9 protein-coding genes are annotated in these 12,681 nt (G+C 61.5%); 8 read left to right on the top strand and 1 reads right to left on the bottom strand.

What is annotated here, in order from left to right:
• Window positions 1-211: 211 nt before the first annotated feature.
• From ACVDG9_RS19100 to ACVDG9_RS19070, 7 genes are all read left to right on the top strand, one after another.
• On the top strand, window positions 212-1,723 hold the full coding sequence (locus ACVDG9_RS19100) for an efflux RND transporter periplasmic adaptor subunit (protein WP_022998051.1): 1,512 nt from the start codon (window positions 212-214) through the stop codon (window positions 1,721-1,723).
• A 56-nt stretch (window positions 1,724-1,779) separates the two neighbouring features.
• On the top strand, window positions 1,780-4,959 hold the full coding sequence (locus ACVDG9_RS19095; protein WP_447238724.1) for an efflux RND transporter permease subunit: 3,180 nt from the start codon (window positions 1,780-1,782) through the stop codon (window positions 4,957-4,959).
• A 134-nt stretch (window positions 4,960-5,093) separates the two neighbouring features.
• Window positions 5,094-6,098, top strand: a complete 1,005-nt coding sequence (locus tag ACVDG9_RS19090) for an aldo/keto reductase (RefSeq protein WP_447238723.1) — start codon at window positions 5,094-5,096, stop codon at window positions 6,096-6,098.
• 518 nt (window positions 6,099-6,616) lie between these two features.
• Complete coding sequence (locus ACVDG9_RS19085) at window positions 6,617-7,021, top strand: SxtJ family membrane protein (RefSeq protein WP_031268239.1); 405 nt, start codon at window positions 6,617-6,619, stop codon at window positions 7,019-7,021.
• Between the two features lie 47 nt (window positions 7,022-7,068).
• Entirely contained in the window at window positions 7,069-7,218 is a 150-nt protein-coding gene (locus ACVDG9_RS19080) for a DUF5989 family protein (protein ID WP_447238722.1), read from the top strand.
• 4 nt (window positions 7,219-7,222) lie between these two features.
• Window positions 7,223-9,058, top strand: coding sequence for a carbamoyltransferase family protein (locus tag ACVDG9_RS19075; RefSeq protein WP_447238721.1), 1,836 nt, complete (start codon window positions 7,223-7,225; stop codon window positions 9,056-9,058).
• A 12-nt stretch (window positions 9,059-9,070) separates the two neighbouring features.
• Window positions 9,071-10,387, top strand: a complete 1,317-nt coding sequence (locus ACVDG9_RS19070) for an SGNH/GDSL hydrolase family protein (RefSeq protein WP_447238720.1) — start codon at window positions 9,071-9,073, stop codon at window positions 10,385-10,387.
• A gap of 233 nt (window positions 10,388-10,620) precedes the next feature.
• Here the strand turns inward: ACVDG9_RS19070 and hisN are convergent, their stop codons facing one another.
• Window positions 10,621-11,409 carry a histidinol-phosphatase gene (gene hisN / locus ACVDG9_RS19065; RefSeq protein ID WP_062487694.1) on the bottom strand — a complete coding sequence of 263 codons (789 nt, stop codon included), beginning with the start codon at window positions 11,407-11,409 and terminating at the stop codon, window positions 10,621-10,623.
• A 202-nt stretch (window positions 11,410-11,611) separates the two neighbouring features.
• Between hisN and ACVDG9_RS19060 the strand changes: the two genes are divergently transcribed.
• Window positions 11,612-12,619: an ABC transporter substrate-binding protein gene (locus ACVDG9_RS19060; protein ID WP_289808375.1), complete on the top strand. Its 1,008-nt coding sequence runs from the start codon at window positions 11,612-11,614 to the stop codon at window positions 12,617-12,619.
• The last annotated feature ends 62 nt before the right edge of the window (window positions 12,620-12,681 follow it).

Below are 12,681 nucleotides of genomic sequence, written 5' to 3'. Positions count from 1 at the left end.
TCCGCTTTCCGGGTGTCTTCGGCCGGCTGCGGCAAAGAGAAGCGGCTGACGGGCGAGCAGGCGGCCGGCGTATACAAGACGATACAAGTCGTTACAAGCTTTTCAGAATTTCGCCCCAGTACCATGTTACTTAAGGAACCTGACGTTAAGTGCTGGTACCCGGGTGACTTCCTTACTACCCGCTAGTCCGGCCCTTCAGGTGGAGAGGCGAATGCGGTTTCTGATGCGCGGACTTGTCGGTCTGGCATTGATGGCGATCATGATCGGGTTTGCCGGTTTTGGCGGCTACCGTCTGTATACTGCCATGACGGCAGAAGAGACCGCGCAGCGACGTCCTGCCCGCGAACGCAGCTATTCGGTCAATGTCGCGGAGCTGACATCGCAAACCGTTGCGCCTGTCACGACCGCCTACGGCCAGGTGGAAAGCTGGCGGACGCTGGAACTCAGGGCCAGCTCGGAAGGCAGGCTTGTGGAGGTTGCCTCCAAGTTTCGCGACGGTGCCGCCGTCGCAAAGGGCGAACTGCTGCTGAGGATCGATCCGGCCAATGCGGAATTCCAGGTGCTGGACGCGGAAGCGGCCCTTGCCGATGCCGAGGCCCAGAAGGCGGAAGCCGCGGAAGCCATTGTCGGTGCCGAGCAGGAACTGGAAGCAGCCCGGCGCCAGCTGGACTTGCGCAAGCAGGCGCTGGAGCGTCAGCAGCAGCTGAGGGACAAGGGTTATTCCACGGCCGTACAGGTCGAGACCGAAGAACTGGCCGTCGCCTCCCTCGAACAATCGCTCAGCAATCGCCTGCAATCGGTCATCACTGCACGCAAGCGCATCGAGCGGATGGATCTGACGGTCAAGCGAGCCCGGCTCGCTCTGGACGATGCCAGGCGTACCCTGGAGGAAGTCACTCTGACGGCCCCCTTCACCGGCTACCTGTCTGAGGTCAACGCCACGCTGGGCCGCCGCGTCAGCTCTTCGGAGACGCTGGCCCTGTTGATCGATCCGGCGGCGCTGGAAGTTCGTTTCTCGCTGTCGACCGACGAATTTTCCCGGCTGCTGGATACCAGCGGAAGTCTGGTGAAGGCACCCGTCACTGCAGTTCTGCAGCTGGGAGGCCGGTCGATCGAGGTTCCAGGTACCATTGACAGGGCCGCGGCCGTTGTCTCTGAAGGCGAAGCGGGGCGGACGCTGTTTGCGACGCTGGATCTGGAGCCGGGGACGGTGCTGCGGCCGGGCGACTTCGTGAAGGTGAATGTGCTTGAACCGGAGCTGACCCGTGTCGCGAAGGTGCCTTCGGCGGCGCTCACGGAAGACGGTCGCATGCTGATCGTTGGCGAAGGGGATCGGATCGAGGAAATCAAGGCGACGATCCTGCGCCGGATGGGCAATGAAGTCATCGTGGCCAATGTCCCCTTTGGCGCTGATTACGTGCGTGAGCGCTTGCCGCAGCTTGGCACCGGTTTGAAGGTTACTCCCCGGCGCAACACCGGGGGGCAGGATGACCCGCAACCTGACGAGCCAGCGACGGCGCAGGCGCTGGAGGCGGGCGAAGCGCGTCTCTCCGGCGACCTGGTGGCGCTGGAACCTGAACGGCGCGCGGCGCTGATCGATCAGTTGAACAGGTCCGACATGCCGGAAAATCGCAAGGCCAGACTGCTTGCCCTTCTGAACAAGCCGATGGTGCCGAAAGAGCTGATCGAACGGCTGGAGCATGGCGGCGGTAACAGCGGCTGAACACCGCTGTAAACCCTGTCACATCCGACCTGATATTCTGATTGGAGTGTCCCCACATGCGTTCTCCTGGCGGATCGCAATTTGCCTCGCTGCTGGACTACATGGTCCGGCACCGCACAGCGGCGAACCTGCTGTTGGCCATGATGCTGATCAGCGGGTTCGCGGCCTCGACGCAGATCCGGACGCAGTTCTTTCCCGATTTTGTCCGCGAGGAAGTGGACGTCGTCGTCAATTGGTCGGGCGCGGGGCCCGAGGATCTCGACCGGGCCGTTGTCGAAATCCTGGGGCCGCAGCTGCTTGCCATCAACGGTGTCGACGAAGCCACATCCGTTGCGCGCGAGGGCCGGGCCAGCATCGAACTGGAGTTCGAGGACGGCTGGGACATGGGCCAGGCAACCGACGAGGTGAAGGCCGCCGTCGATCAGGCCCGCTCCAGTCTTCCCGAAGGCATCGACGAACCGGTGGTCACCCGCAGCGTCTATTCCGACCGGGTGACAGATGTCGTCATGTATGGGCCGGTCGATATCGACCAGCTTGCCCGCTTTGCCGAAGATCTCCAGACCGTCTTTTTCCGCCAGGGCGTCACGCGGGTCACCATTCGAGGACTGGAAGACCCGATCATCCGGGTGAATGTCGGCGAGAACATGCTGGTGCGGCATGGTCTGACGCTTGCCGAAATCGCTGACGTTGTTTCGGCGGAGATGGAAACGACGCCCGCGGGCGATGTCGCCGGCAGTTCCGCCCGGCTGCGTACCGGCCAGACCCGGCGCAGCGAGCAGGAGCTGGGAGAGATCGTTCTGAAAGCGCCCTCGCAAGGGGAAAAGCTTGAGCTGCGGTCCGTTGCCGACATTGTCACCGAAGGGGTGGAAAGCGGCCGGGCCTATTATCACAAGGGCATGCCGGCGGTGGTTCTGCGGGTCAGCCGCAGCGCCCAGGGAGACACCATCGAGATCCAGCGGGCCGTGGAGCGGATCACGGCGGACTTCCAGCACACCCTTCCAGAGGGTGTTGTCGTTCAACTGACCAACACCCGCTCGCAGGCGATCATCGACCGGCTGGACATCCTGGTCGAAAACGGCATCTTCGGGCTGGCCCTGGTGCTGTTGTTCCTGTTCCTGTTTCTTTCAGCCAGAACGGCCTTCTGGGTGGCTGCCGGAATTCCGGTGGCGATGGCCGCCACGATCGGCCTGATGTATGTCTTCGGGATCACGCTGAACATGATCTCCGTGTTCGCGCTGATCATCTGTCTCGGCATCGTCGTGGATGACGCCATCGTGGTCGGCGAGCATGCCGACTTCCTGCACAGGCGCGGCTATTCGCCAGCGGAAGCCGCCAGTCTTGCGGCAAGGCGCATGACGGCACCGGTCTTCTGCGCCTCCATAACCACGTTGATTGCCTTTGTCGGGCTGGTTGCCATCGGTGGGCGTTTCGGCAGTCTTGTCGCCGATATTCCCTTTACGGTGTCGGTGGTGCTGATTGCCAGCCTGGTGGAATCCTTCCTCATCCTGCCGGCCCACATGAACCATGCGCTGAAGGCCAGCAAGAAGAAACACTGGTTCGACCTGCCCAACCGCCTGTTCAACCGGGGCTTCGTCTGGTTCCGGGAAAAGCTGTTTCGCCGGTTCGTCGGCTGGGTTCTCGCCGTGCGGTATCCGGCCATCGGCTTTGCGCTGATGGTCCTGGCGCTGTCGCTCACCTTGGTTTTCGACAAGTCGGTTCGCTGGCGGTTCTTCAATGCGCCGGAACAGGCGGTGGTTTCCGCCAGCATTGCCATGATGCCCGGGGCAAAACGCGATGACACCAAGGCGATGATTGCGGAGATGGAACGCGCGCTTGACGTGGTCAACCAGCGGTACGGCGAGCAATATGGTGCCGAACCGGTGGTCTTCGCGCTCTCCACCGTCGGTGCGACGGCGGGGCGCGGCCTCATGGGGGCAGATACCAAGGATGCCGACCAGCTTGGCGGCATTTCCATAGAACTGCTCGACCCCGACCTTCGGCCCTATTCGGCCTTTCAGTTCATCGGCGACTGGCGCGAGGAGATCATAAATCCGCCGCTTCTGGAAACGCTGGCCCTGCGCGGCGAGCGCTCAGGCCCGGGGGGCGACGCGATCGACATCAAGCTCTACGGCAACTCCACGGAAAACCTGAAAGCTGCTGCCGAAAGCCTGAAGCAGTCCCTGGCGCCTATGGAAGGCGTCAGCGCGCTCGAGGATACGCTGGCCTATGACAAGCCGGAGCTGAACCTGACGCTGACACCGCGCGGCGAAGCCCTTGGCTTCACCACGGAGGAAATCGCCCGCATTCTGCGCAACCGGCTGGAGGGCATCGAGGTTGCCGAGTTTCCGATCGGCAGGCGAACGGCAACGGTGAAAGTGCTGTTGCCGGATGAGGAAACGGATGCCGCGTTTCTCTATTCAACGCGGGTGCGTACCGATGCCGGCACCTATGTTTCCCTGAGCGAGATTGTGAGCATCGACAGCAGCTACGGCTTTGCCTCGGTTCGCCGCAGCGACGGGCTGCGCACGCTGCGGGTCTTCGGGGATGTATCGGAGGACAATCCGGCAGCCGCTGCCCGTGTGACCGACATGCTGCAGAACGAGCTTCTGCCACAGCTTGCCGCCGACTATGACGTCGAAAGCGAGATGAGCGGGCTGGCGGAGCAGGAACGTTCGTTCCTCTCCGATGCACTGATCGGCTTTGCCATGTGTCTGGCCGGCATCTACCTGGTGCTGTGCTGGATCTTCGAATCCTGGACCCGGCCGCTGATGATCATGATCATCATTCCCTTCGGCTGCGTCGGCATGATCTGGGGCCACTACCTGCACGGTATTCCGCTGTCGATGTTCTCCGTGGTCGGTTTCATCGGCATGGCGGGCATCATCATCAACGACAGCATCGTGCTGGTGACCACTATCGACGAATACGCCAAGGACCACCCCTTCCGGCAGGCAGTGGTCAACGGTGTTTGCGACCGGTTGCGGGCGGTCGTGCTGACGACTGCAACGACAGTGTTCGGCCTGGCGCCGCTGCTGTTCGAGACCAGTCGCCAGGCCCAGTTCCTGCTGCCGACAGTCATCACGCTGGCCTACGGGCTGGGCGTCGGGCTGTTCCTTGTCATCCTTCTGGTGCCGGCTCTGCTGGCGGTGCAGAAGGATTTCGGTCAGGCGATCACCAGCGGCAGGCGCCTGCTCAAGCTTCGGGGCAGGGCACCGCTTTCCGGCGGACAGGCGTGACCGCAGGGGGAGGGTGCAGTGATGGACTGGAGCAAAGCCTGAAACCGGATCGGAACACCTGATCCAATCCCGACGTCTTACCAGAAAAGTATCTGATCAAGGTCAGTTCAATCAATCGTGGAAGGAGACACGCATTGGACCGTCGTTGGCTGGGCGATCGTGCCCTGTCTGTGCCCGTTCTCAGCTTGGGGACGGCGAGTTTCACGTCCGGGCCATGGTCTGGCAATGATGCGGGTGCAGCCCGGCGTCTTGTCGACATCTGTCTCGACGAGGGGCTGAACATGTTCGACACCGCGGACGTCTATTCCGGCGGAAATGCAGAGATGGTGCTCGGGCAGGCAATCAACGGGCGCCGGGACAAGGTGATCATCTCCACGAAGGCGGGTTTGCGGACCGGGCCGGGCGAACATGACGTGGGCAGTTCACGCAGCCACCTGCTGACTGCTGTCGACGGAATGCTGAGCCGACTGCGCACCGACTATATTGACCTGTTCCAGCTCCATGCGTTTGACGCAATGACACCGGTCGAAGAGACCATGGAGGTGCTGGATGACCTGGTGAAAGCGGGGAAGGTTCGGCACCTGGGTGTCTCGAACTATGCCGGCTGGCAGTTGATGAAGTCTCAGGCTGCGGCACGATACAATGGTTGGCAGCCGCTGGTGGCGCACCAGGTGTATTACTCGCTCATCGGCCGCGATTACGAATTCGAATTGATGCCACTGGGCCTGGACCAGGGCGTTTCAGCCCTGGTGTGGAGCCCGCTTGGGTGGGGGCGCCTGAAGGGGGGTGGGAAGCATGCTTCAGCAGGCCGACACAAGGACGCAACCCCGAACTATGCACCGCCTCTTTACGACGAGACCCTTCTTGAGCGCGTACTTGCAGCATTGGGGGAGGTGGCTCGTGACACAGGCAAAAGCGAAGCCCAGGTCGCACTGAACTGGCTTCTGCAGCGGCCGACCGTGGCAAGCCTCATCATCGGCGTTAGCAGCGAAGCTCAGTTGCGCAACAACATGGAGGCCACCGGCTGGGAGCTGGATGCCGAACATATGCGCTTGCTTGACGAAGCCAGCACCACCCCCGTTCCCTATCCGTATTGGCACCAACGCGCATTCCCGGAACGCAATCCGCAACCGGTCTGATCATCGTTCCATCCCATGCCCAAACGGCGGGGGAGGTAACGTCCTAACTGGATCAGAAGGGTCAGATTGCGGCCAATGTCACATGCCTGTTTGCGGGAGCATGCAGAGGCCATGCCATACGGCCTGATCCCGCAGCCAAGGGCATGAAACCTGCCGAGATGCTCGATGAGCTGGATCGGTCTATGCACCTTGCAATCAAGGGGTATCTGATGCCCGACACTCAGAACAGGAAACTGGTCGGCGGCAACATCCACAGCGTCTCGGGAATGACCCGCACAGTCCCCGGCCTAGGTTGCTTCAAGGTCTCCTTGCAAGCAGCCCGGTTCGCGGCTTTGTACTTCGCTTGAGCCCTATGGCTCATGCCTCCCAGGTTATCAATCCGGGTTTACGCAGTGGATCCCTCTTTCGATTTGTGCAAAACCGCATCATGTGCTTAATTTTTACGCGAATATTAACTGGGGACTAACCCCGTCGATTTTGATATATATAGTACAGGTTGTTTACCTGTGTGGTTCCAAATGAGTGATCATCAGTTCAATACCTCGGTCAGGATGGGCTCCGAACGGAATTTCGGGCTGGTCTTCGCCGTGGTCTTTTTGCTGATCGGGCTGTGGCCGGTCACTGGTGGCGCCGCGCCGCGATGGATTTTGCTATCCCTTGCGGCTGTTTTTATTGCCCTTGCCATGTTTGCGCCGCAGAGCCTGCGCCTACCCAACAGGTTGTGGTTCAAACTGGGTCTGCTGCTTGGTGCCGTGATGGCGCCGGTGGCGATGGCGGTTGTCTTTCTTTTAATCTTCATTCCCATCGGTCTTGCGATGCGAGCCAGCGGGAAGGATCCGCTTTCAAGGAAAGTGGATCCGAATGAAAAATCTTATTGGATTCCCAGAACCGACCAGCCGAAGTCCATGAAACTGCAATATTAGGACAAAAATACCGGCACGGTTCCCAGACAAAGCAAGGAATTGCCTCTATGTCGATGATCGCCGAATTGTGGGGTTTTCTGCGTGAAAGGCGGAAATTCTGGCTTTTGCCAGTTTTCATTGTACTGGCGATTTTCGGAGCGCTGATCGTGCTCAGCCAGGGCTCGGCGGTCGCCCCCTTCATCTATGCGCTGTTCTAGACCAGTGACCGCGATCCTGGGGATCTCGGCGCTGTATCACGACAGCGCCGCTGCACTGCTGGTCGATGGCCGGATCGTGGCCGCCGCGCAGGAGGAGCGCTTTACCCGGCGCAAGCACGATGCGGGCTTTCCCGCCCATGCCATCGCCTATGTGCTGGACGAGGGCGGGCTGGACCTTGCCAGCGTCGATCACGTTGCGTTCTACGACAAGCCCTTCCTGAAGTTCGAGCGCTTGCTTGAGTCCTATCTGGCCTATGCCCCGCGCGGTTTCAATTCGTTTCGGATGGCGATGCCGGTCTGGCTGCGCGAGAAACTGTTCCTGAAGGACCTGCTGAAGCGAGAACTGAGCCTTTTCGACCCGGGTTTCTCCGTGGACAAGCTGCTGTTCGCCGAACATCACATCAGCCATGCCGCCAGTGCCTTCTACTCGTCACCCTTCGAAGAAGCGGTGGTGCTGACCATCGACGGGGTGGGGGAATGGGCGACGACCACAGTCGCGATCGGACGCGGCAAGGATCTGGAAATTCAGCGCGAACTGCATTTTCCACATTCGCTGGGCCTGCTCTATTCCGCCTTCACCTATTACACCGGCTTCAAGGTGAATTCCGGCGAATACAAGGTGATGGGGCTGGCCCCCTATGGGCAACCGCGATTTCGCGACCTGATGCTGGATCGGATCGTTGATGTAAAGCCGGACGGCTCGTTCCGGCTGGATCAGCGTTATTTCAACTATGCGGCGGGTCTGACCATGACCAGCAAGGCCATGGAGGACCTGTTCGGCCACCCCGTGCGCCAGCCCGAGACGGAACCGCTGACACAGTTCCACATGGATATCGCCGCCTCGGTCCAGGCCGTGACCGAGGAGATCCTGCTGCGCATGACCCGCGCGCTGGCGCAGGAATACGGTATTCCCTCGCTGTGCCTTGCCGGCGGGGTGGCGCTGAACTGCGTGGCCAATGGCAAGATCTTGCGCGACGGCGCCTTTCGCGACATCTGGGTGCAGCCGGCGGCGGGCGATGCGGGGGGGGCGCTCGGGGCGGCGCAGGCCGCGTGGCATATGGAACTGGGCCAGCCCCGACGGGCGCAGCCCGGCGATGCCATGCGGGGTGCCTATCTGGGTCCAGCCTTCGACGACGACCGGATCGCGGCGGATCTGACAGCGGCGGGGGCCAGCTTTACCCGGCTGCACGAGGGTGAGATCCTGGCCCGCAGCGCACAGGCGCTGGCGGATGGCAAGGCCGTGGGCTGGTTTCAGGGACGGATGGAATTCGGGCCGCGCGCCCTTGGCAACCGGTCTATTCTTGGCGACCCGCGGTCGGGCTCCATGCAGAAGTTGCTGAACCTCAAGGTGAAATACCGCGAGAGCTTCCGGCCCTTCGCGCCCTCTGTCCTGCGCGAGCATGTCAGCGAGTGGTTCGATCTGGACGGGGACAGCCCTTACATGCTGCTGGTCGCCGATGTTGCCGAACGTATCCGGCGCCAGATGACGTCCGAGGAGCAGGCTCTTTTCGGCATCGACAAGCTGAACATCCGCCGCTCGGACATCCCCGCCGTGACCCATGTCGATTATTCGGCCCGCGTGCAGACCGTGCATCGCGACACCAACCCGAAATATCACGCGCTGATCTCCGCCTTTCACGACCTGACCGGCTGCCCGCTGCTGGTCAATACCTCGTTCAACGTGCGCGGAGAACCGATCGTCTGCACTCCGACCGACGCCTTCCGCTGCTTCATGGGCACCGGGATCGAGATGCTGGTCGCCGGCAATTGCCTGCTGGAGAAGGAGGCGCAGGACGCCTCGCTGCACGAGAATTACGAAAACATGTACGAACTGGACTGACCGGAGGAGCCCTTGCACATCTTCGGCCGCCATCGCCGGATCGCTACCATCTTGTGCCTGATCCCGGCGGGTTACTTCCTGCTGACCGCGATCTTTGCGCTGGTGCATTTTGACGATTTCGCCTCAGACCTGCCCAGGCTGCTGCGTTATGTACTGGGGCCGCTGGCGATTGCCGCGCTGCTGGTTGGCTGCGCCTGGCTTCTGTCGCCCAACAATGCGCTGACGGTGGGGATTACAGCCTGCTCGATCCTGGCCGGGATGTTCATGTTCGAGGGGTACATGCGCTGGCATAACCTGCCGCAGCGGATGGGGCTGGCCGGGATCGTCGATGGCGGAGCCGATCTGGAACGCTATGGCGGCGCCATGCCTCCGGCCTATACGATCAAGGCCCTGAATGCCAAGTTGGAGACCGAAACTCTTGCCGATGCGGTGCTGGCCGGGACACCCGGAGCCGAGATGCTGCTGTGCAGCCGTATGGGCGTGCCGGTCACGACACGGATCGACAGTTACGGTTTTCGCAATCCGCAACCGGAAACCGCCGCACCGGTCGATCTGATGATCCTCGGCGATTCCTTTGCCGAGGGGATTTGCCTCGACGATGGCCAGCATTTCGTCGACCAGATGCGTGCGGGCGGGGCTTCGATCCTGAACACTGCCAGTCGGGGCGCAGGCCCCTTGTATGAACTGGCGGTCCTTGGCCGCTATGGCCCGCATTTTCGCCCCCGCATCACCGTTCTGGCCTTTTTCGAGGGGAACGACTGGGAAAACCTGTCCGTTGAAACAGAACAGCCGTGGCTGCACGAGGCCCTGGCGCCGGAGGCCGATTTCGGCCCGATCGAGTTGGACGCGGCGCGGCGCGCGGACGCGTCCCGGATCATTGCCGGCTGGTGGCAGGGCACTGCTGCCACTTTGGAGGAATATCTGAGCCGCCGGGCCTATTTGCGCAATTTCCTTGCCCTTCAGGAAACCGCCAGCATCCTGGGGCTGCACTACCCCAAGGCGGCCAGCGACAACCCGGTTTTCGAGCAGATCCTGCATCGCATGAAGCAGATCGCAGATGGCTGGCAGGGGCGGGTGGTGGTGGTCTACATCCCCGCTCTCGACCAGTTCGGAGGGGTGTTTCCGCATGGCTTTCTCAGCGCTCCGCTACGCGAGAACGTGGCGCGCGCAGCCGAGAGCGCAGGCCTGGGCATGATCGACCTGACCCCGACCTTTCGCGACTATCCCTCGCCGCTGGGCCTTTACGCGCCGGATGCGCATCTGAATGCCGAAGGCGCGGCGCTTGCCGCCGGCACGATCATGGCCGATCCGCTGATGACCCTTCCCTGACCCAGCCTTGCCGAGTGGATGCTTGGTGCCGCAATGCCGTCGTTTTCCACGCTCTGTTTGCCGAATTTTGCACATGGCCGTGCACCATCCCGCCAGCGTCGGATGCCCTGTTTCTGGCAACGGCGTTGACAGGCAGCCTCGTCATGTCTCCCGGGCTGACGACGCCGGCACGGGCACAGGATCTGAATTGGGGCGGCGCGGGGGCGACAGCCCAGGGCACTGTCGAAGGCGGGTCAGGACAAGGCGGCGAGGGCTTCTGCGTGCAGTGTGGCGTTGGCCGCAGCGAGAACCTGACCTTCGGAGTGCAGGCCCAGCCTTTCACCTTTCCAGTCGGTGATCACGCCTCCCGCACCCTCGATAACCGGAATGAGGGCCATGTAATCGTAGGGATGCAGATTCATTTCGAACACCAGATCAATGTGGCCTGAAGCCAGCAGTCCGTATCCGTAGCAGTCGCCCCCGAAGCGGCGCATGGCGACCTTGCTTGAGAGTGCCTCGAACTGCGCGCGTCCCTCGGTGTCGAACGTGTCGGGCGTGGTCGTGTAAAGGATCGCGTCGGCCAGTCGGTGCCTGCCACTGGTGCGGCAAGGTTCACCATTGAATGTTGACGGTTCACCACGCCGCCCCGTCCAGCGTTCGCCGGTCGGCGGTATCGAGATGATGCCGAGTTCAGGTGTCCCGTTGAAAAGGCAGGCAATGAGCGTGCCGAAGGTCGGCATCCCGGAAACAAAACTCTTCGTCCCGTCAATCGGGTCGAGCACCCAGAGGTATTGGGCATCCAGACGTGCGTCCTCGTGCTCTTCGCCAAGAATGCCATGGGCCGGGAACTCTTTGAGGATGCTTTCACGCATCGCGGCCTCGATGGCGCGGTCAGCCTGCGTGACCGGGGAAAGGTCGGCCTTTTGTTCCACGTCCAATGGCTTGCGGAAGTAGGTCATCGCCATGGCGTCAGCCACGTTGGCGAGCCCGTCGGCAAAACGCGCCAGCATCTCCGTTTCGGGCGGCGTCGTGGAGCTTTGCATGGGTTTTCCTTGTCTGCGGGGAAGCTGGCAACGATGGTCAGCCGGCAAATTAACTCTAGACAAAATCCACAAAAATGCAAGACTACACAAATATCCCCAGAACCGCGAACAGAGGACGCGGCAATAACAAAGGGTCTCGGGAGGATCCGATCCGGGGCAGGCACTGGCACACGAACACGTGGATCAACAAGGAGAGACGACAATGAAGACCTGGACGAAATTCACCTTGGCTTCGCTGTTTGCCGTCGGCATGACGGCAACAGCCTCTGCCGACGAAATCACCGTCTACACTGCGCTTGAGGAAGAAGAGATCGCGGCCTATATCGAGGCCGCCCAGAAGGCGATGCCCGATACCGAGATCAATGTGCTGCGCCTGTCCACGGGCAAGCTGGGCGCGCGTCTTCTGGCAGAAGCGGGCAACCCGCAGGCCGACGTGATCTGGGGCTGGGCCGTCAGCGCCATGATGGATCCCCAGATCCTGGAGATGCTGGAACCCTACTCAGCCAAGGGCGTCGATGTTCTGCCTGCCTCCTTCCGTGGTGAAGATGGCAAATGGTTTGCTCCGATCGGCTACATGGGCGCGTTTTGCGTGAACACGGCACGGCTGGAGGAAAAAGGCCTGCCGATGCCCAAGAGCTGGAAGGATCTCGAGAACCCGGACTTCAAGGGCGAGATCCTGATGCCGGACCCGAATTCTTCCGGGACCGGATACCTGCACGTCAATGCGGTTCTGCAAACCATGGGTGACGAGGCCGGCTGGGCACAGCTCGAAGCCGTCGATCCGAACATGGCACAATATACTTCATCCGGTTCCAAACCCTGCAAGTCCGCACGCGTCGGCGAATACACCGTTGGTATCTCTCTGGCATTCACCGCGATGCAGTCCATCGAGGAAGGTTATCCTCTGGCAATGGTCTTCCCCGAGGAAGGCGTTGGATATGAACTGGAAGCATCCGGCCTGATGGAAAGCTCCGACAACAAGGATGCGGCAAAAGCCTTCCTCGACTGGACGATGTCTGACGAGGCAATCGGTCTCTACCAGCAGTACAAGGCGCTGATCACGGTTCCGGGTGTCGATGCTTCGCAAGCGGCTGAAAAAGCGGGCCTGCCGGCTGATATTTCGACCGTCCTGGCGAAAATCGATTTCGTCACCGCGGCCAAGAACCAGACGGCCGTGAAGGAAACCTGGAAAGAAAAGCTGGGCCGCTGATCGTGCCCGCGGCAGCTCCGGCTGCCGCCAGAAGCGCGCGGGGCTTCACTGGAGGCCCGCGC

The sequence above is a fragment of the Roseibium sp. RP-7 genome, assembly GCF_053005225.1.
Note: the sequence above shows the minus strand (reverse complement) of the source record. Positions and strands in the feature narration are given on the sequence as shown.